We start from the raw sequence: 19801 nt of genomic DNA, 5'->3' as shown, positions 1-19801 counted from the left end.
AGACGGCACGTGCGATACCTCCTGCGACAGCTCGGCCTGTACATCCTCGCGGCCTGGGCCTCGCTCACGCTCAATTTCATCGTCCCGCGCCTCGCGCCCGGCGATCCCGCCTCCGCGATGTTCGCGCGATACAAAGGGCAGCTCCAGCCCGAGGCGCTCGCGGCGCTGCGCGAGGCGTTCGGCTTCACGGGCGGGCCGCTGCACGAGCAATACGTCGCGTACCTCGCGCACCTCTTCCGCGGCGACCTCGGCGTATCGGTCGCGTACTTCCCGGCCAAGGTCACGGATGTCCTCGCGATGGGCCTCGGCTGGACCGCGCTGCTCACGGGCTCCTCCGTGGTCGTCGCGTTCGTCCTCGGATCTTTGCTCGGTGTGATCGCCGCGTGGCGCCGCGGCGGCACGTTCGACACGACGCTGCCGCCGCTCCTCGTGTTCCTCGGCGCGTTTCCTTATTTCTGGCTCGCGATGATGCTGCTTTATGGCTTCGGCTTCACGCTCGACGTGCTGCCGCTGCGCCACGCGTACGCCGACACGCTCGCGCCCTCGCTGAGCTTCTCGTTCGTCGCGAGCGTCGCCGAGCACCTCCTCTTGCCGGCGACCTCGATCGTCCTCGCGAGCGTGGGCGGCTGGACGCTCTCCATGCGCAGCTCGATGATCGGCGTGCTCGCCGAAGATTACGTCACGATGGCGCATGCGAAGGGCCTGTCGCCGCTCCGGATCATGTTCCATTATGCGGCCCGCAACGCGCTCCTGCCGAACGTCACCGGCTTCGGCATGGCGCTCGGGTTCGTCCTCGGCGGGTCGTTGCTCACCGAGATCGTCTTTTCATACCCAGGCCAGGGGTATCTCCTCGTGCAAGCGGTTCGCAGCCAGGACTATCCGCTGATGCAGGGCATCTTCCTGACGATCACCATGGCCGTGCTCGCCGCGAACTTCCTCGTGGACGTGCTTTACGTATGGCTCGACCCGCGGACGCGCGGTCGCTAGGGGCTCGGGAGCGCATCCGATGACGAGCACGAAGATCCCTCGAAAAGCCGCAGTGGGCCTCGTGATCCTCGGGGTGTTTTTCCTGATGGCGCTCGTCGGTCCGCTCGTCGCGCCGTACGACCCCTCGGCGTTCGTCGACATCCCGCTGCAACCGCCCTCGCGCGCGCACCTGCTCGGGACCACGGGGCAAGGGCAAGACGTTTGGTCTCAAACGATCGCAGGCGCGAGGGCGTCGCTGCTCGTCGGCTTCGTGGCCGGGCTCGCGATGACCACGATCGGCGCGATCGTCGGCGCGGTTGCAGGCACGTTCGGCGGCCTCGTCGACGACGCGCTCTCGCTCCTCACGAACGTCTCCCTCGTCATCCCGGGTTTGCCCCTGGCCGTGGTGCTCGCGGCGTATCTGCCCGCGGGTACGAAGGCCCTGCTCGTCGTGCTCGTCGCGACGGGATGGGCCTGGAACGCGCGGGTGATCCGCGCGCAGGTGCTCTCGCTCCGCAACAAGGATTTCGTCGCCGCCGCGATCGTCACGGGCGAGAGCAGGCTCTACATCGTCTTTCGCGAGATCCTGCCCAACATGACGTCGGTCCTCGCGTCGTGCTTCATCAGCGCGACGGTGTACGCGATCGGCGCGCAGGTCGGCCTCGAGTTCCTGGGGCTCGGCGACATGAGCGTCGTGACGTGGGGGACGAACCTCTACTGGGCCAGCAACGACGCCGCGCTCCTGACGGGCGCGTGGTGGACGCTCGTGCCGACGGGCCTCTCCGTCGCGCTCGTCGGCACGGCGCTCGTCCTCGTGAGCTTCTCCCTCGACGAGATCACGAACCCGCGCCTGCGCGCCGTGAGCGACTGGGCGCGCGCCCTCGCCACACGCGGCATCCGCCCCGGCGCGTCGACGCCGGTCGTGAGGGATCATGGGTAGCGCGCCCCTCCTTTCGGTCGAGGATCTCGTCGTCGCATACCAGACGCCCTCGGGCCCGGTGCGCGCGGTCGACGGCGTGTCGTTCGTCCTCGAGCGCGGCGAGGTGCTCGGGCTCGTGGGCGAGTCGGGCAGCGGCAAATCGACCGTCGCGCAGGCGCTCGCGCGCATCCTCACGCCGCCCGCGATGATCACGGGCGGCCGCGTGCTCTTCGAGGGACACGACGTCCTCGCCATGAACGAGGACGAGCTACGCCGCTTTCGCTGGCGCAAGATGTCCTTCGTCCTCCAGAGCGCGATGAACGCGCTCTCTCCTGTCCTGACGATCGGCGATCAGATCATCGACGTCCTCGTCACGCACGAGCGAACGAGCAAGCGCGTCGCGCGGGAGCGAGCCGCCCACTTGCTCGCGCTCGTCGGCATCGACCCCGCGCGGCTCACGAGTCATCCCCACGAGCTCTCGGGCGGCATGCGTCAACGCGTTGGCATCGCCCTCGCGCTCGCTCTCGATCCGCCGCTCGTCGTCATGGACGAACCAACGACGGCGCTCGACGTGGTGGTGCAGCACGAGGTGCTCGCGAAAATCGCCGAGCTGAAAGAGAAGCTCGGTTTGTCCGTGCTCTTCATCACGCACGACATGTCGATCGTGTCGCAATTCGCGACGCGGATCGGCGTGCTCTACGCGGGCCGCCTCGTGGAGATGGCGCCCACGCGCGAGCTCTTCCGCGCGCCGCGACATCCCTACACGAAAGGCCTGCTCGGCTCGTTCGTCCCGATCCACGGGCCACGACGCAGGCTCGTCGGCATCCCGGGCTCTCCCCCCGATCTGCGTCGTTTGCCCGCGGGCTGCGCCTTCCGCGCGCGTTGTAGCGAGGCCGCCGCGCGCTGCGCGACGGAAGCGCCCGCGCTTCGCGTGATCGGCGAGGACCACCACACCGCTTGCCACCTCGTGTCCCCATGAGCGAGCCCGCTCGAACGCCCCCCCTCCTCGAGGCGCAGCACCTCGGCAAGCGCTACCGCGTCGGAGGATGGTTGCGCCCGAAAAACCTCCGGGCCTTGCACGACGCCTCCTTCACGCTCGGCCATCGCGAGATCCTCGCGCTCGTCGGCGAATCGGGCAGCGGAAAGAGCACGATCGCGCGGCTCTGCGTGCGCCTCGAAGCGCCGACGAGCGGGCGCATCCTCCTCGACGGCCGCGACGTTCTTCACGAGGAGCAAGGCCGCGCGACGCTCGCGTATCGCCGCCGCGTGCAGATGATCTTCCAGGACCCGTTCGGCTCCCTGAACCCCGCGCGCACCATCGGCCAGCACCTCGAACGCCCGCTGCTCCTGCATGGCAAAGCAAATGCGGGCGCCGATCTCACCACGCGCGTCCACGCCTTGCTCGACACCGTGGGCCTCGTCCCCGCGCCGGAGGTCGCCGCGAAATACCCGCAGCAGCTCTCCGGCGGACAGCGGCAACGCGTCGCGATCGCGCGCGCCCTCGCCGTGGAGCCGGATCTCATCCTCGCGGACGAACCCGTGAGCATGCTCGACGTCTCGATCCGCGCGGGCATCCTCAACCTGATGCTCGATCTCAAAGAGAAGCGCGGCATCTCGTTCCTGTACATCACGCACGACCTCGCGAGCGCGCGCTACGTCGCGGATCGGATGATGGTGATGTACGCGGGCCACATCGTGGAATCGGGGCCGAGCGAGGCGCTCCTGCAAACGCCGTTGCACCCGTACACGAAGCTCCTGCTCTCGGCGATCCCCGACCTCGAAGGCTCGTTTGCCCGCGGGCTGCCCGCGCGATCCGGCGCGCCCGCGCTCGTCGATCCGCCGCCCGGATGCCCTTTCGCCGCGCGTTGCCCGGACGTCACCGAGGCATGCCGGCGCGAGACCCCGCGCCCCGTCACGCTCGACGAGGGCCGCGTCGTCCGCTGTCACCTGTACCCCGAGCCCTCTCGGGCCCGAAGCGAGTAAACCCAGCGAGGCATCATGTCCAAGTACGTTTTTCCTGACAATTTCGTGTGGGGTACGGCCACGAGCTCGTACCAGATCGAGGGCGCAGCGACCGAGGATGGCCGCGGCGAGTCCATCTGGGACCGGTTCTCGAAGACCCCGGGCAAGGTGAACGACGGCACGAACGGCGACATCGCCTGCGACCATTACCATCGCTACCGCGACGACATCGCGCTCATGAAGGACCTCGGCGTGCGCGCGTATCGCTTCTCGGTGGCATGGCCGCGCATCCTGCCGAAGGGCCGCGGCGAGGTGAACGCGGCAGGCCTCGACTTCTACGATCGGATCGTCGACACGCTGCTCGCCGCAGGCATCGAGCCGTTCGTCACGCTCTACCACTGGGATCTCCCGCAAGCGCTGCAAGACGAGGGCGGGTGGACAAACCGCGCGACAGCCGAGGCGTTCGTCACCTACGCCGACGTGCTCAGCCGACATCTCGGTGATCGTGTCAAGAAGTGGATCACGCACAACGAGCCCTGGTGCGCGTCCCTGCTCAGCCACCAGATCGGCCTGCACGCGCCGGGGATCCGCGATTATCGCGCGGCCCTGTCCGTGAGCCATCACCTGCTCCTCTCGCACGGCCTCGCCGTGCCCGTGCTGCGCAAGAACAGCCCCGGCGCCGAGGTGGGCATCACGCTGAACCTCACGCCCACGGTCCCAGCGTCGCGCAGCGCCGCGGATCTCGACGCAGCAAGGCACCACGACGGCTATTTCAATCGGTGGTTCCTCGATCCGCTCTTCGGCCGTCACTACCCGGCCGACATGGTGGCCGACTACATCAAAGCCGGACACCTGCCGCCCGAAGGCTTCACGGACGTGCGCCCCGGCGACCTCGAGATCATCGCCACCCCCTGCGATTTCCTCGGTGTCAACTACTATAACCGCACAGTCATGCGCAGCGACAAGGTGCCCGAGGAGCAGAACCTGCCGCGGACCGAGCACCTCGCGCCGCGCGAAGAGTGGACGGAGATGGGATGGGAGGTCTATCCAGACGGTCTCCGCCAAATCCTGACGCGCGTGCACCTCGAATACGGGCCGGCCAAGCTCTACGTCACAGAAAACGGGGCAAGTTATTCAGACGGCCCCGACGCCGAAGGGCGCGTGCGAGACGCGCGGCGGACGCAATTCTTGCGCGACCACTTCATCGCAGCGCGCCGCGCAATCGACGCAGGCGCGCCCCTCGCAGGCTATTTCGTGTGGTCCTTGCTCGACAACTTCGAGTGGGAGCGCGGCTACACGCAGCGCTTCGGCATCGTATGGGTGGACTACGAGACGCAGAAGCGCATCCCGAAGGACAGCGCGCTCTGGTACCGCGGCGTCATCGCGGCGAACGGCGTGGTGGATTGATTTCCACAGCGTAGCGCCGGGGCGCTGCCCCGGACCCCGCGGGGGCTGTTCGCCCCTCGACCCGAACCAGGGCAAGCCCTGGACCTCAGGGGGAAGAACTGCGCGATGCGCAGTTCTTCCCACAGGCCAGTGGCAAGACCAGAGACGGCGTTGCCAGTCACGGCGGTCTTGGTTGGCAGGGTCGTCCTTGGTCTTGCCTCGACCTGTTCGATGAACTGCGCGTTGCGCAGTTCATCGACCCCGAGTCCAGCGCTTGCGCTGGTCCGGGGTGCAGGGGGCGGACAGCCCCCTGCTGGGGTGCGGGGCAACGCCCCGCGCCTCAGGGATTCTGCAGCGCCGACTTGACGACTTGCCCGGCTGCGCTCGGATCGCCGTTCCAGTTGGTGATGAGCGACGGGAAATCGCAGCCCTTCGCGTACCACGCCCAGCCGGTCCAGGACATGCCGCGCTCCTTCGCGTATGCGAGCAGCTGGCTCGTGTAGTTCGTCGAGCAGTCGAAGCTCCCGAACTCCGTGATGAATACCGGATCCGTTGCCGCGAGGAAGCCGAATTTCTGCTCCCACGTCCCCGGCTGCTTGTTCCCGAAATCGTACGGGTGCGTGACGTATACGATGTTCGTCCCCTGGATGCGATTTTGCGGCACGCCCGAGAGATCGAAGGCCCAGTCGAGACCCCCGATGAGAACGATGTTCTGCGCGCCGGTGGCCCGGACCGTGTCGTAAAGCTGCTGCATGCCCACGGCCTGAAAGCCCTCGCCGCTATCACCGCCGCTCCGCCAGACCTCCCAGGACACGTCTCGCGGCTCGTTGTAAAGCTCGAACAGCACCCGGCCGTTGTTCTTGTATTTTTCGGCCACGGATTGCCAGAACTTCACGGAGTTCTGATCGGCCATCCGCTGCTGCTTCGTGTCGTAGTTGTTCATGTCCCCGCGATCTGACCAATGCAGATCGAGGATGACGTCGAGCCCGGCCTGCTGCGCCCACTGGATCGCCTGATCGATGTTCTGCTGGTATTGCCCGTCGTAACGGACGTGCCCTGGCAGCCAGAAGCCCTGGTTCAAGGAGAGACGCGTGACGTTCGCGCCCCAGCCCTTGATCTTCTGGAAATCGGCGAGCGAGATGTTCTCGCCCTGGGGCGTCCATTCGTGCGAGGGCCGCGCGAGCCCGCGGAACACGTGGACGCTTCCATTCTCGTCGTAGATCTTGTTCCCCTGCACGTAATACCCGCCCGGGGGTACGGGCGGCGCGCCGCCGCTGCCGCCCGTGCCCGAGCTCGACGAGCTGCCGGAGCTGCTCGATCCCGGCCCGCTCGATGCACTCGACGCGCCCGCGCCGCCCATGCCGCCCACGCCGGGCGTGGAGCCGCCCATACCCATGGTGGACTGGGCGCCGCCCTCGCCGCCTTGACCGCCCGTGAGATTCGACGTCTCGCCGACGTCGCACCCGATCCCCCCGAGCGAGATCCCGAGGAGTGACAGACCGAGGAACAAGAGGCCGCGTCGTGATTGCATGGTTTCCCTCACTCGAAGAAGGAGATGTCGTCGATCCAGATGTCGAAGTTCGCGTTCTGCCCCGCCTGGAAGTGCACGTAATACAACGCGTCCTTCTTGATCGCCGTCAGGTTCTGCTTCGACCAGTTCACGGTCTTGAGCTCTGCGAAGCTGAACTTGAACTCCTGCCAGTCGGTCGTGAGCGTGATGTTCGCGCCGAAGTCGTCGCTGCACGTCGCGCCGCAGTTGCCGGCTTCCGGCGTGGTCTGCGAGTCACCGACGTTGAAGCGCACGGCGCCGCTCGCGCCTGCGCCGACCTTGGCCCAGAAATGCAAACCGTTGAACTGGGACGCATTGAAGGCCTTCTTCGTCAGGCCGTCGTTGTTGAGGTCGAACCCGAAGCCCGCGCCCCACGTCGTGAAGCCGCTTCCCTTCGTGTTTGCCGCGTACATGCTGGAGCCCCGCGCCGGCGACAGCGCGGTCATCTCGAAGGGATCCCCCACGACGGGCGTCTGCGTCGCGCCGTCCGTCTCGTCGTTGTACGTGTACCAGGCGCCCAGCAAGCCCGCGTTCGGGGTGATCGAGCCGTTCTGATCCTCCATATCGTCGATGCTGGTGAGCTTTTGCCCACCGCCGCCGGAGCCGCCGCCGCCGCCCGGACCGCCGCCGCCGGGGCCAGGGCCGGGGCCGCCGCCGCCGCTCGCGCCTGCCCCTCCCCCTCCGGTGGTATCCGTCGAGCCCTCGTCGCACGCGGCGGCTGAGACCACGAGCAAGCCCATCACGACGGCAAAGAAAGCACGATGTTCGTTCACGAATTTCATGGCTGCACCGGACCTTTCGGTGGGAGCGGAGGGGGAACCGCTCGGAAGGAATGCGGATCATCATAGCGGAGCCCCGACGCGACCACAATGCGCCGCGCGGGATTCCGTTTTTGCTTCATTCGTTCGAGGAGATCAGATTCGACCTTTTTCGTCGAGGAACGCGGCGACCCAGGCGAGCGGCGCATTCCAGTTGATGGTGATCTCGTTCAAGCCCCAGGCCTCGATGTGGTCGATGAAGCACTTCTGCGGCGCGCATCCGGCGAGCCCCGCGGCCTGCCCATACGGATCATCGAGGCCCGAGTTCGGGCCGCCCGAGACCGCGCCGGGCGGCGCCGTCGGGAACTTCGCGTCCACCTGATTCGCCCAGAATCGATGGTGCGGGTTCTTGAGCGGATTCGACCCGTAGCCGGTCACGTACGACTGCACCATCGGGTTCTTGCCAAGGATGTAATCCATCCCCTCAATCGCGCCGCCGAGGTACTTCGGCTTGCTCGTGAAATCGTGCGCGAGCGCGAGGACCACGAGGTTGTTCAGCAGGAACGAGTTCGAGCCCCAGGGATACTTGCGCGACCCTCCTGCCTTGAAGGGCAAACGATACCCCTCGGCGTCGAGAATGCCGAGGTACGCGTCCGCGGCCGCGACGACGCTCGAGCGCATGGCCGCGACGAGATCCTTGTCGAGCTTGTTCGGGACGATGGCGAGCGAAATCGTGCCGAGCGCCTGCGTCATCTGCCACGTCATGGACGATGGCGCGCCGGCGCCCGTGCCACCGGCCGTCTGGGGGACGGCCATGTAATGCTTCGACTTCGTGAGGGCCGTCTGGTACTCGTCCTTGCCCGTCGTGATGAAGAGCTCGGCCGCGGCCCAGTAAAACTCGTCGCTCACGTCGATGTCGTCGTATGGCCCGCCGCCCTGGTTGTCGCTCGCCGGCGCGTACACCGCCGGGTTCGCCTTCGCCGCGGCCCAGGCCTTCTCCGCGGCGGCCAAGGCTTTCGCCGAGAACGCCGGATCGAACGTCTTCCAGATCCGCGCCGCCTGCGCCGCGTTCGCCGCGAGGTTCAAGGTCGCCGAAGTGCTCGGCGGGCGCAAAAACCGCTTCATGTTGGCCTCGTGCGGCGCGAGCCCGAGGCCGGTCCATTTCTCGTCGTGGACCTTGTGGTGCACCATGCCCGCGCGCGGCTGCCCGTCCGGCACCTGCATCTTGAGCATCCACTCGAGCTCGTACCGCGCCTCGTCGAGGACGTCCGGGACCCCGTTCTTGTTCTCGGGGATCGCGAGCTTCCCGTCCCCGAAATCGTTCACGCTCGTACCGAGGTGCTTCGCCCGCTCGTACTGCGCGAGCATCGTCCAGACCGAGATGCCCCCGTTGACCACGTATTTGCCGTGATCGCCGGCGTCGTACCAGCCACCGGACACGTCGAGCGAATACGAGCAGCCCGTCCCCGGCGCGCACGGCACGCTCTTGTCGCTCGTGTGGCCAGCGGGGCGCGTCCATTTCTCCTCGCCCGCGTAAGGCATGGTGATCGGCATGCCGCTGCGGTTGTGGTAGAAATAAGCGAGCGCATCGTACTTGAGCTTCCCGTAAAGATCCTTCCGGACGTCGAAGGGAAAACTCGTCTCGCCCTCGACGCGGAGCTCGTACTTGTCGCCGGGCTTCGCGAACGAGCTGAAATCCACGACGTGGACGTGCTCGCCGGACGCGGGATCGTCGCCGAAGACCGCCGTCGTCCCCTTGGCGACCGACTCCTTGCCCTCCCGGACGATCTCCCACGCGAGGGGCTTGTTCGGCACCGCCTTCACGATCGCCTTTTTCACGAGCCCCGGGAAATACCCGACCTGGTTGACCCGCACCTTGGGCAGCTTCACCTGCGGCGGCGGCGGCGGTGCCTTGAAGTCGGGGTCGTCCAGACGAATGTCGTCCAGACAAACGGTCACGCCGCCTTCTGCGGCGAGGCCCCCGCCCATGTGAAAGGCGAGCTCCGCCGTCGGATCGTCGCCCCTGCCCATGACGAACGCGCCCTCGAAGCGTTGCGGCTTCGTTTTCAGCTCGATGGTGCTCGACCAGTACTCGGCGTACGGCGGCCCGGCCATGCCCACCTTGGGCCGGACCCGCGTGGGTTTGCTCGCCCAGGCTTTGAAACGCACGGTGTACGTGTGGCCGCGCTTGATGACCATCTCGCGATGGCGGACCTGTGCGTCCCAGGGGTTCGCCCCTTTGTCGTCGATCTTCAGGCAAAACGCGCCGTTCTCGACCGCCGCCTTGCCCGTCGCGGGCGCGCTGAACGACGTCGTCCACGGCAAGCTCGTGCCGTCCTCGAAATCGGTGTTCTTGAGCAGGTTGTTGCCGCCCTGCGGCGCCACCTGCGGCGCGTTCGCCACGGGCCCGGAGCCCGGGTCGCTCGGCGCATTCGGATCTTGCGAACCGGCGCCGGGCGCGCAGCCCGAGAGCAGAAGCGCCGCGTACAGTATGCTCGATGAGGTCACGTTGCGCATGACAAACCTCGCGGAACGTCCCCGCATCACGGACAACCCGTGAACTGGATGTCGTCGACGTAGATATCGTAGTCGGCCCCGGTCGTGTTCACCTGCCACTGAATGCCGAACATCTTCGCGCTCTCGATCCCGTCGGGCCGCGGCTGGCCCCACCCGGCCTGCTGCTGCGCGGCGCTGAACAGGACGACGTACTGCGTCCACGTCGTCGTGAGCTCGATATCCATGCCGAAGTCGTTGAAGCACTCCGTGCAGACCTTGCCCTCCGGATCCGTGTTCGCGTCAGGCAATTTGATGCGCACGTGGCCCGTCGAGTTTTCGCCGCGCTTCGCCCAGAACGAGATGCCCTTGTACTGCGAGACGTCGAAGGGCGCCTTCGGATCGACGAAATTGAAGCCCATGCCCGCGAAGATCGTGCCCGATCCGCCGAGCTTGCCGTTCATGCGCGCCGAGCTCTGCGAGCCGTTCGCGCCGCCAGGGCTCATCGAAAACGTGCCGCCCAGCGCGCCCGCCTGCGGCGTGACCGTCGAGCCGCCCTTGTCGGCGAACGTGTACCAGTAACCGCCCCGGCCTTTGCTCACCGCGAGCTGGTTGTTGTTGTCCTCGCCGTCGTCGAGCACTCCATCGGCCGGACAAAGCTTGGCGTCCGGCGAATCGAGGTTCGTGCCCGCGCCCGCGCCAGCACCAGCGCCCCCGCCGCCCGGCGGGCGCGGGATGCATCCGGAGATCGCCGGCACGAACGCGCAAATCGCGACGAAGGCCCCCATCGAGTACGTGATTGCCTTGTTCATGTTCGCCCTCACCACCAGATCGAGGCCTGCAGCCGGATGACGTTGAGATCAGGCCGGGTCGCCGGCGCGCCGCGTGTCCCCGGATCCTGGTTCGTCGTGGTCGCGCCGAAGCCGTCCGGGAGCGTGGGCGCCGCCGGCGGCTGCGTGCAGAGCTGCGGGGTGGCCGGATCGCACTCCCGCACGTTGAAGAAGTAACGCGAATACTGCAGGGAGATCTCCTCGTGCGCGAGCCAATCCGAGCGGAAGATGAGCCGCGGCGAGAGAATCGCGAACGACTGCTCGGGGATCTTGGAGTTCGGCTGCAGGCGATCGAAGCGCAGGCCGAGCCCGAACCACGATTTGATGCGGCCATTGAGGTCGAAGCCGTACTTGAACTTCCGGACGCCATCCATGTCGGGGTCGTCGCTCGAGATGAAGTTCGCCATGGTGAAGGCCGCGATCTTGAGGTCGGGCCCCTCGCCCCAGTAGCGTTGCCCCGGGGTCTTCATGTTCGAGAGGATGTTGGCGATGCTGAGCTCGTATTGCGCGAGCAGCGTGTTCACCGCGCCGTTGCCGTTGCTCTGGCGGGTCGGGCCGTCGAGGTAGTTGCTCGTGATGCCGAGCGCGAACTCGCCGCCGCCGTTCGCATGGATCACCTCGACCGCGGGCCCGACGACCCGCGCGTTCTCCGCGGAGACGCGCGAAAAACCCGCGTAGAGATAGCCGAACATGTTCGCGTCGACGCGCACGTCCGCGCCGATCACGCTCATGTTGCCGTTCGGCACGTTCGTCAGCGCCGAGCCGGGCCGATCCTCCTCCTGCGCCCAGGTATAGAAATGGTGCAAGGAGAGGTCGACCGTCTTTTTCCAGCTCACGCCGGCATGCAGGTGGTTCACGAGCGTGAAGCGGGCATCGTTGTAGATGCTCGGGTTCGGGCGCCGCACGCCGAAGCCCTGCTCGCCCCACAAGGTAAAGTCCTTGACGTCGATCTCCATGCGGAGCGTCTCGCCCAGCGTGTGCGTGCGGCCGAAGAGGAACGTGTCGTAATACCCGGCGTCGTACCGGCCCGCCATTCCATACCGACCCCAGAAGCTGCCGACCTTGGCCTCCAGCCGGACGTTCATCCACGGCAGCTCCGGCGTCAGCGTGACCCAGCCCTGCGCAATGCCGAACTGCGCAAGGTTCTCCTTCCACGCGGCGTCCGTGAAGTTGAAGGCGAGGATGCCCGCCGTGGCCTTGGCCCACCCCTTCGAGTAGCTGAAGTAGAGCTCGGCCCAGTCGCGCGCCTGGTGGCCGCTGTATTGCCAGTTCAGGTATTGATCGTCCGGCACGACGGGCGCGTGCAGGGTCGTCTTGCTCTGATCCGGCAGGGGGTTGTCGCGGGCGCCGATGCCGATTCGCATCGGGGCGCGAAAATAGCCATGAAACTCGAATCCTTCGGACTTGTTCGCGCCATTGCCCCCGGAACCCGAGATCACGGGGCTCGAGTTGCCGAAGCTCGGCGGAGGGCCCTGGGGCGTCTGCACATCCGGCGCGGGCGGCTTCTGCGCCGATTGCGCGGCCGCGGGCTTCGCAGGCGCGGAGGGCGCGGAGCCCCCTCCCGCGCTCGTGTTTTGCATCTGCACGACCGGAGCGTCCTCGTCGGCAGGCTTCGGATCCCCCTGCGCCAGCGCCGGCAAAGGCACGAGCACACCACAGAGCAGCATGGTCAACGAGGACAAACGCATTGGAGCTCCTCTCACCACCCCTGAACGAAACATTTTTGCGTACACGGCGAATCAGAAGCCGTGTGAATACCCAAGCGTGGCGCCGAGCGTGGTGCCCGAGGCGCCGAAGAGCTGCATCACCCGGACCTCCGCGACGGGCCCGGTGTTCGGCCGGATCGCGTACATCGCGCCGCCGCCGGCCGCGATGAAGACGAGGCCCGATTTTTTCCACGCGTCGAGGACGAGCCTCTTGTCCGCGATGAAGTCCTGCTCGGTATTGTACACCGTGACCTTGACCGAGGCGTCGACCTGCGCGAGCCCGCCGCCGAGCGTCAAGAAGGGCCGCAGCCCCGTCCCGGCGAACGGATCGGCGCCGAACCAGTAGGCCGCCCGCGCCTCGGCGTGAACGGGCACGAACGCCGCGCCGCCCGGCGCCTGCGGCCCGCCGCCGAACACGAACCCGGCGCGCAGCCCGGCCGTGAAGTTTTTCCCGAACACCCGCTCGTACCCGATGAAGATCCGCGTGGTCGCGACCGCGAGACCCCCGGCGACCTCGCCGCCGGACTTGTCGTAGGGGATGGCCTCGTAGAAATCATCCCCCGAAAAGCAGCTATACTCGTTCCCGCCGGAACACGTGCCGGTCGTGCCCGACAGCCCCAGAAAATCTTGCTGGAGGCCGAGCGTCACCCAATTCTTCCGGGCGACGGATGGCGCCTCCGGCGGTTTGTCGCAGGGCTCTCCCTCCGGGCAGGTCTTTTCCTCGCCCGGCTTGGGACACCCGAGCAGCCCCGGCGGGCAATCCGCCGCCTCGGAACACTTCGCGGGCGGCGCCTGCCCCGGGAGCGAAGGCGAGGCGCCTTCAATCTGGAGCTTGATCGCCACGTTCAGCGGATCTTTCCGGGTGCCGGCAAAAGCGACGACGTTGTTGTCCTTGTCGAAAGCCTGAATGAAATATTTGAGCTGCCCGGTCACGCTGCCGACGTCGAGACAGGGGACCTCGACTCCATACCCCTGCGTCACCTTCGGCATCTCCAGCGTCTTCCAGGCCGAGGCGCCGAAAGGCCGATACTGGAGCACGACCTTCGTGGCCTCCACGCCGTCTGGCAGCTCCGTATAGATCGGGACCGGCGTCATCACCGTCTGCTCGGGCGGGGGCGTGTGCACGAGATCGCCTTGCGCCGGTGCGGGCGCGACAGGCCCTGGGTTCGGTGTCGGGTTCGGGGGCGGAGACTCGGGATTGCCTCCGCCGCCGATGCCGGCCGCAGCTTTTGCGTCCTTGAAGACGGTCTCGATCTCCTCGGAGGTGAGATCCGGATCGAGCGTGATCTCGGGATCGGCCTTGAGCGCCGCGACGAACTCGGCCTTCCCCTCCTCGATCTTGCTCATCCCGCCGGCATAAACGACGCCGAGGTCCCGGTGCAGCCGCGCCACCACCTTGTTCGAACAGGACTTCGGGCCGCAGAGCGTGAGCGCCTGTTTGAGCTTTTTCTCCGCCTCGGCGAACTTGGTGCCCAAATAATCCGCCTCGATTGCTTTTTTCGCCAGATCGAGCGCAGCGTCGTCGTTCGGCTCCGCGTTTGCCACCCGCGCGGTGGCGACGACAAAATGAAACAAGGCGACGGACACGGCGCGCGACAGCGCCCCCGAGAAGCGGCGGTCCATGAATTAGGCACACTACACGATTTACCGTATCTCTTACAACCGCCGCATGCGGGTCGTGCGCAAAAAAATTGACGCACGGGTGCGGTGGAGCGAGGCGGCCCGGAGGGTTTTACCCGTATGCGAAAGTTTTACCTCGGATGCGGGTAAAACCCAGGGAGGGGCCGCCTCCTCATTATATTACTTGGGCGGGGGCGGGGGCGGGATGTCGAAGATGTCCCAGGCCGGCGTCAGGTTGCTCGTCTTCGGATCCTGGTTCCAGATGTAGACGGCCGGGTAGGTCACGTAGTTGCCCTGCGCGTCGCGCACGATGGCCGTCATGTAGAGCTGCGAGGAGCGCGTGTCCGCCGGGCTGTACTGGTTCGGCGGCACGATGAACGCGCCCGGGTAATCCCGCGCCGAGGAGAAGATCAGCCAGTAGTAGGTCTTGCCGTTCGGCACGCCCCCGAGCACCGTGGGGGACCATTTCGCCCAGCTATTGATGAGGCCGGGGCTCGTCTGGTTCGTGCACGCCGGCGGGTCGTTCGCCGCGAGGCGGATGGGCGTCCCGCCGCCCGTCGGGATGACGTACACCTCGCCGTCGGGCCGATAGTAGATCTTTCCAGTCGTATTGCCCGCGCGATTGTATGCGATGAGCTTGTCGTCCGCCGAGAACGAGGGGTAATACTCGGACACACCCGGCGTTGCCGCACCTTGCACCGGCGTGACCGTGCCGCCCTGGCGATTGTTGTAGGGGACCGTCTTGATGTCGGTCTCGACATTGTCGGCGATGCGGCCATCCTGGGATTTTCCTGCCGACGTGTACACGATGGTCTGACCGTCGTGGCTCCAATTCGGGGCGACGATGCCCTGCGACTCGCCAGACGTCTGGAGGAAACCCCACGCCGTGCCCTGCGCGCTCTTGATCGCGTCGTTCGTCGGGCCGCTCTGCCCCTCGGTCCAGGGAATGTTCACGTTCGTCTCGAGGTCGAACCAGGCGAGCCGGTCCGAGCCGTAGCCGGCGCTATCGGTGAAGCCGATGTCGACATTCCGGTTCGCGTACGGTGTGATCGCGATACGATTGCCGGCGCCCCAGACCGCCTTGGAGAACGTCATCATGCCGAGCCACGGCTGGCTCAAGAGCCGCTGCGCGCCCGGGGAGAAATAAGCCGGCACCTCGCCCGCCTTGTCCTCCTCGATGCCGCTGACGACGTTGTTCCAGGGCCAGTGATCGGTGTATCCGACGGCCTTGCCATCGGGCGTCGAAACGTGGCAGCCGATGCACTGCACGCGCCCCTGGGGCACGCCCTTGGGATCGGAGTACTTGCCACGCAGCTCGCGCCCGCCCTCGGCGAGGATGCCGCCCTGCTGGACCTGCGGGATGGTGAGTGCGTCGATCGTGGTCTCGTCGCCGACGTAGAAGCCGACGAGCTTGCTCGTCGTCGGCGTGACGTCGGACGAGGTCGAAGCCCAGTACACCATGGATCCGCCCGCCGTCACGGGCGCGATCGTGAACGTGCCCGTGGCGCCCGTGGGCGTGCCGGGGTTCTGCGAGTTCACGCCGCGGATGGTCACCTGGATCTCTTGATCGATGGCGCCACCCTTGACACCGATGGCCTCCCAGATCTCCTTCGGCATGGCCCAGACCGGGCTCGCCGAGTAGGCGACGAGCGAGTTCTTCTGGTTCGGCGCCTTGAGGCGGATCTCGAAGAGGTTCTCGCCGCCCGCGGGTTTGACGCGGAACCGGACGCGCAGCCAGTTTGCCGGGAACAACGCGCCGGGTTTGCCCCCCTCTCCGAGGTGTGGCTCGACGATGCAGAGCCCGGGCGTGTAATTGTCGGGCTCGCCGAAGAGATCGGGGGCGTTCGAGGGGGCATTCCCGTCGAAGATCGGATCGGCAGGGAAATCGTCGCAGTTCGCCTGGCAGTTCGCGTTCACGATCACGTCGCCGCCGACCGGACCGCCGCCCGCCGCGCCCATCCCGCCCGAGGGATTGAAGATGTCGCCGCCGTTTCCGCCCTGGCCTTGGCCTCCCGATGCGCCCGAGCCGCCGGACCCCGCGGGCGTCTTGTCGCCCCCGCCCCCCGCCGAACAGCCGACGGCCATGCCGATACCCAAGATGAAGCATGCCCCGATGAATCGCATCGCTCGCCTCCTGTTTAAAAAGATCGAGAGCAGCGCCAACATTCTCACGGAGCGCCCGCCTTCTGCACGCGTTTTTTCGCCGGCCCGGGTGCCACGCGCCGCATTCCCAGGGGCGGAGAAAAATCCATCCGCGCGACAATGACGGCGCGGGGGAAGCCGAAATGTGCTTGACGTGTGATGCGCCCGTTGCCCCCCAAGCTCGACTGGCACTACACGATAAGGATGGCTCGGCGTCCGTATGTCCTCTCCTGGGTCGCCTCCGCGGCGCTCCTCTGCGCATGTATCCCGAGGCCGCAAGGCGGCGCGGCGGAGATGGGAGCGCAAGGAAGCGCGGCGTCGCCCGCTCCCGGGGAAAACCCGTTCACCGGAGCGCGCCTTTTCGTCGATCCGGCATCTTCCGCGCGGAGGCAAGTCGAAGCGTGGCGCGGCTCCCGTCCCGACGACGCGGCCATGATCGAAAAAATCGCCCGCGAGCCGCAGTCCTTTTGGTTCGGGGACTGGAACCAGGACGTCACGGCGGACGTGGACGCGCGCATGTCGGAGATCGCCGCGGCCGGCGCGCTCGGGCTCTTCGTCGCGTACGACATCCCACACCGGGACTGCGGCAATCACTCGGCGGGCGGGGCCTCGGCCGCGGAGGCATACAAGGCCTGGATCCGGAAATTCGCCCGGGGGATCGGCGGACGCCGCGCGGTCGTGATTCTGGAGCCGGACGCGCTCGGGCTCCTCAAAGACTGTCTCACGCCCGAACAACAAGAGGAGCGCCTCGGGCTCCTCGCCGACGCAGTGACCGTCCTCGGGCAGAGCGGCGCGGTCTCCGTGTACATCGACGCGGGCAACGCGAAATGGCAACCCCCGCCCGTGATGGCCGAGCGCCTGCGCGCCGCGGGGGTCGAAAAGGCCCGCGGATTCGCGCTGAACGTCTCCAATTTCGTGACCACGGAGGAGAGCGTCGCGTACGGAAAGCAAATTTCAACGCTGCTCTCCGGCAAGCCGTTCATCGTCGACACGAGCCGGAACGGGAACGGGCCCACGAAGGAGCTGCAATGGTGCAACCCCGATGGACGCGCGCTCGGCAAGTCGCCGACGACCGAGACGGGGGAGCCGCTCGTGGATGCGTATCTATGGATCAAGCTCCCCGGCGAATCGGACGGGGCTTGCAACGGCGGCCCGCGCGCGGGGGAGTGGTGGCCCGAGTATGCGCTCGGGCTTTCGCAACGCGCCAAACCCTGAAGCGTCGTTTTTCCGAGACAGGGGGCCGTTCCTCCACGTAGCATCGTGGCATGACCGACCTCCCCGCCGCGGCGCCGGCGAGCGCCGAGCCCGCGCCTTCGGATGCAAAGAGGCGGCACCCGATGTTGTGGGTGCCTTCGCTCTACGTCGCGATGGGCACGCCGATGATCACGGTCTCCGTGGTCGCGGCCATCATGTACAAGAACCTCGGCCTCTCGAATACGGACATCACGCTCTACACGAGCTCGATGTACCTGCCGTGGGTGATCAAGCCGCTCTGGTCGCCCGTGGTGGAGATGTTCAGGACCAAGCGCTTTTTTGTGCTCTGTATGGAATTCCTCATGATGGTCACGCTCGGCTGCGTGGCGCTTTCGCTTTCGCTCCCGAGTTATCTCGGTCCGACGCTCGCGTTTTTCTGGATCACGGGTTTCGCCTCGGCGACGCAGGACATTGCCGCGGACGGCATCTACATCAGCTCGATGTCGGAGACCGACCAGGCGAAATATGCCGGGGTGCAGGGGCTCGCCTGGAACATTGGCCGCCTGATCGCCTCCGGGCTGCTCGTGACGTTCACGGGCTGGCTCCACGACGGGCTCGGGCTCGGCTGGGCGAAATCATGGATGGTGGTGATGGGCTTGCTCGCCGCGCTGATGGGCATCTCCGGCGTTTGGCACATCAACGTCCTGCCCACCGGCGGCAAGGCGGAGGACGCGCCGAGCGGGATTGGGGACGCGGCGCGGACCTTCGCCGACGCATTCGCGAGCTTCTTCAAGAAGAAGCACATCGTGATGATGCTGCTCGTCGTCTTCTTTTATCGGTTCGGTGAGGGGCTCATCGAGAAGATCGGGCCCCTGTTCATGCTCGACGCACGCGAGGTGGGAGGCCTCGGGCTCGACAACGAGGCGCTCGGCAACATCAACGGCACGTTCGGCACGGGCGGCTTCATCGTCGGGGCGCTGCTCGGCGGGCTCTTTTGCGGGCGGCTCGGGCTGAAGCGCTCGTTCGTGCTCCTCGCGCTGGCCCTCAACGTCCCGCACCTGACGTATTTTTACCTCAGCCACGCCCGCCCCGAGAGCCTCTGGCTCATCACGGCCGTGGTGACGATCGAGAAATTCGGCTATGGGTTCGGCTCGGTCGGGCACATGGTCTATATGATGCAGCAGCTCGCGCCCGGGCCGTACAAGACCGCCCACTATGCGTTCGCGACCGGGATCATGGGCCTCAGCATGATGTTCACGGGGATGATCAGCGGGCCCATTCAGGAGGCCGTGGGGCACGCGCATTTCTTCACGATCGTGCTCTTCGCGTCCATCCCGCCGGTGCTCTTTGCGTTCCTCGCGCCCTTCAGCGTGACCTCCGACGATAGCAAAAAGGCTGCTCTTCCCGCGGGGCATTGAATGGGTACGGGTGCCGCGACAATCCACCGGGGGGATCTGTTCTGGATCGAGCCGGACGAATCGCGAGGATCCGTTCCGGGCTTCGCGCATCCCCATGTGGTGGTTCAGGACGATGTCTTCAACCACTCGCGCATCCATACCGTGGTCGTGTGCGCGTTGACCTCGAACTTGCACCGAGCAAACGAGCCTGGGAACGTGCTGCTCGACGTGGGCGAAGGAAATCTGCCGAAGCAGAGTGTCGTGGTCGTGTCGCAGATCTCTTCGGTCGAGAAGGCACGGCTCGGCGAGCGCATCGGGGCGCTGTCCGACGAGCGGGTGGAGCAGATCCTTTCCGGCCTACGATTTCAGCAGGCGTCGTTCTTCCCTCGGTAGCGAACCGCTCTTCCCGGGCGCGCGGCGCAGCGTATGGACAAGCCCTGAGCATTGGTCTCATCTTGGGAGGCGCTGCGCTGGGGCTTTGCCCCAGACCCCACCGGGGCTATCCGCCCCTGGACCTGGACCAGCGCAAGCGCTGGACCCGGGGTCGATGAACTGCGCAGCGCGCAGTTCACCGAACAGGCCAGGTCAAGACCAACGACGACCCTGCCCATCAAGACCGCGGCGCTGAGGATTCAACTGGCAACGTGCCCGCCGCCAGCGTGAAACGCACCTTCCTGGTCTTGCCAGCGGCCTGTTGGAAGAACTGCGCGATGCGCAGTTCTTCCACGAACGGTCCAGGGCTTGCCCTGGTTCTGAGCATTGGTCTCATCTCGCGAGCCCATTCTCCCTGAGCACCCGTAGCATCTCTGCTGCGGGTGCCAGTCGTTCGAGCCCGCGGCTGATGGTGACGGATCCGGGGGGTCCTCCGGAGGACTTGCC

The 19801-nt window shown here is 66.5% G+C and carries 15 protein-coding genes; 8 read left to right on the top strand and 7 right to left on the bottom strand.

Annotation, left to right across the window (positions count from 1 at the left end):
- The first annotated feature begins 9 nt into the window (after positions 1-9).
- Genes KEG57_RS41720 through KEG57_RS41700 form a run of 5 tightly spaced genes read left to right on the top strand, consistent with a single transcriptional unit; the run spans position 10 to position 5254 of the window.
- A complete protein-coding gene (locus KEG57_RS41720) occupies positions 10-987 on the top strand; it encodes an ABC transporter permease (RefSeq protein ID WP_272422348.1) in 978 nt (325 codons plus the stop codon).
- 19 nt (positions 988-1006) lie between these two features.
- Positions 1007-1906, top strand: a complete 900-nt coding sequence (locus tag KEG57_RS41715) for an ABC transporter permease (RefSeq protein ID WP_272422349.1) — start codon at positions 1007-1009, stop codon at positions 1904-1906.
- Positions 1899-2864, top strand: coding sequence for an ABC transporter ATP-binding protein (locus KEG57_RS41710; RefSeq protein WP_272422350.1), 966 nt, complete (start codon positions 1899-1901; stop codon positions 2862-2864). The genes KEG57_RS41715 and KEG57_RS41710 overlap by 8 nt, the downstream gene beginning before the upstream one ends.
- The gene (locus KEG57_RS41705) at positions 2861-3868 is read left to right on the top strand and encodes an ABC transporter ATP-binding protein (protein ID WP_272422351.1); all 1008 of its coding nucleotides are present in this window, start codon (positions 2861-2863) and stop codon (positions 3866-3868) included. The genes KEG57_RS41710 and KEG57_RS41705 overlap by 4 nt, the downstream gene beginning before the upstream one ends.
- A gap of 15 nt (positions 3869-3883) precedes the next feature.
- Positions 3884-5254 (top strand): GH1 family beta-glucosidase, encoded by a 1371-nt coding sequence (locus KEG57_RS41700; RefSeq protein ID WP_272422352.1) that lies wholly within the window; start codon positions 3884-3886, stop codon positions 5252-5254.
- A gap of 319 nt (positions 5255-5573) precedes the next feature.
- Here KEG57_RS41700 and KEG57_RS41695 read toward each other — a convergent pair whose 3' ends face one another.
- The 7 genes from KEG57_RS41695 to KEG57_RS41665 form a co-directional block, all read right to left on the bottom strand.
- A complete protein-coding gene (locus KEG57_RS41695) occupies positions 5574-6764 on the bottom strand; it encodes a glycoside hydrolase family 5 protein (protein ID WP_272422353.1) in 1191 nt (396 codons plus the stop codon).
- A gap of 8 nt (positions 6765-6772) precedes the next feature.
- Positions 6773-7564 (bottom strand): hypothetical protein, encoded by a 792-nt coding sequence (locus tag KEG57_RS41690; protein ID WP_272422355.1) that lies wholly within the window; start codon positions 7562-7564, stop codon positions 6773-6775.
- Between the two features lie 132 nt (positions 7565-7696).
- Complete coding sequence (locus KEG57_RS41685) at positions 7697-10057, bottom strand: glycoside hydrolase family 9 protein (RefSeq protein ID WP_272422356.1); 2361 nt, start codon at positions 10055-10057, stop codon at positions 7697-7699.
- Positions 10058-10083: 26 nt separating this feature from the next.
- Positions 10084-10845, bottom strand: coding sequence for a CIA30 family protein (locus KEG57_RS41680; protein WP_272422357.1), 762 nt, complete (start codon positions 10843-10845; stop codon positions 10084-10086).
- 8 nt (positions 10846-10853) lie between these two features.
- Entirely contained in the window at positions 10854-12551 is a 1698-nt protein-coding gene (locus KEG57_RS41675; RefSeq protein ID WP_272422358.1) for a hypothetical protein, read from the bottom strand.
- 51 nt (positions 12552-12602) lie between these two features.
- Positions 12603-14192, bottom strand: a complete 1590-nt coding sequence (locus KEG57_RS41670) for a hypothetical protein (RefSeq protein ID WP_272422359.1) — start codon at positions 14190-14192, stop codon at positions 12603-12605.
- Positions 14193-14369: 177 nt separating this feature from the next.
- Positions 14370-16313, bottom strand: coding sequence for a hypothetical protein (locus KEG57_RS41665; protein ID WP_272422360.1), 1944 nt, complete (start codon positions 16311-16313; stop codon positions 14370-14372).
- Between the two features lie 177 nt (positions 16314-16490).
- Between KEG57_RS41665 and KEG57_RS41660 the strand changes: the two genes are divergently transcribed.
- Genes KEG57_RS41660 through KEG57_RS41650 form a run of 3 tightly spaced genes read left to right on the top strand, consistent with a single transcriptional unit; the run spans position 16491 to position 19315 of the window.
- Positions 16491-17546, top strand: a complete 1056-nt coding sequence (locus KEG57_RS41660; protein ID WP_308215664.1) for a glycoside hydrolase family 6 protein — start codon at positions 16491-16493, stop codon at positions 17544-17546.
- 50 nt (positions 17547-17596) lie between these two features.
- Positions 17597-18943, top strand: a complete 1347-nt coding sequence (locus KEG57_RS41655) for an MFS transporter (protein WP_272422361.1) — start codon at positions 17597-17599, stop codon at positions 18941-18943.
- Positions 18944-19315, top strand: a complete 372-nt coding sequence (locus KEG57_RS41650; RefSeq protein WP_272422362.1) for a type II toxin-antitoxin system PemK/MazF family toxin — start codon at positions 18944-18946, stop codon at positions 19313-19315.
- Positions 19316-19801 lie beyond the last annotated feature (486 nt).

The sequence above is a fragment of the Polyangium jinanense genome (assembly GCF_028435365.1).
The sequence above is the reverse complement of the archived record's forward strand: the minus strand, read 5'-3'. Positions and strand labels throughout refer to the sequence as shown.

What these genes read in the sequence shown, in the direction of transcription:
- KEG57_RS41655 (WP_272422361.1), top strand. Translation starts at nt 17,597, where the DNA reads ATGACCGACCTCCCCGCCGCGGCGCCGGCGAGCGCCGAGCCCGCGCCT.
- KEG57_RS41705 (WP_272422351.1), top strand. Translation starts at nt 2,861, where the DNA reads ATGAGCGAGCCCGCTCGAACGCCCCCCCTCCTCGAGGCGCAGCACCTC.
- KEG57_RS41700 (WP_272422352.1), top strand. Translation starts at nt 3,884, where the DNA reads ATGTCCAAGTACGTTTTTCCTGACAATTTCGTGTGGGGTACGGCCACG.
- KEG57_RS41690 (WP_272422355.1), bottom strand. Translation starts at nt 7,564, where the DNA reads ATGAAATTCGTGAACGAACATCGTGCTTTCTTTGCCGTCGTGATGGGC.
- KEG57_RS41660 (WP_308215664.1), top strand. Translation starts at nt 16,491, where the DNA reads ATGCGCCCGTTGCCCCCCAAGCTCGACTGGCACTACACGATAAGGATG.
- KEG57_RS41685 (WP_272422356.1), bottom strand. Translation starts at nt 10,057, where the DNA reads ATGCGCAACGTGACCTCATCGAGCATACTGTACGCGGCGCTTCTGCTC.
- KEG57_RS41695 (WP_272422353.1), bottom strand. Translation starts at nt 6,764, where the DNA reads ATGCAATCACGACGCGGCCTCTTGTTCCTCGGTCTGTCACTCCTCGGG.
- KEG57_RS41710 (WP_272422350.1), top strand. Translation starts at nt 1,899, where the DNA reads ATGGGTAGCGCGCCCCTCCTTTCGGTCGAGGATCTCGTCGTCGCATAC.
- KEG57_RS41675 (WP_272422358.1), bottom strand. Translation starts at nt 12,551, where the DNA reads ATGCGTTTGTCCTCGTTGACCATGCTGCTCTGTGGTGTGCTCGTGCCT.
- KEG57_RS41665 (WP_272422360.1), bottom strand. Translation starts at nt 16,313, where the DNA reads ATGCGATTCATCGGGGCATGCTTCATCTTGGGTATCGGCATGGCCGTC.
- KEG57_RS41670 (WP_272422359.1), bottom strand. Translation starts at nt 14,192, where the DNA reads ATGGACCGCCGCTTCTCGGGGGCGCTGTCGCGCGCCGTGTCCGTCGCC.
- KEG57_RS41680 (WP_272422357.1), bottom strand. Translation starts at nt 10,845, where the DNA reads ATGAACAAGGCAATCACGTACTCGATGGGGGCCTTCGTCGCGATTTGC.
- KEG57_RS41715 (WP_272422349.1), top strand. Translation starts at nt 1,007, where the DNA reads ATGACGAGCACGAAGATCCCTCGAAAAGCCGCAGTGGGCCTCGTGATC.
- KEG57_RS41650 (WP_272422362.1), top strand. Translation starts at nt 18,944, where the DNA reads ATGGGTACGGGTGCCGCGACAATCCACCGGGGGGATCTGTTCTGGATC.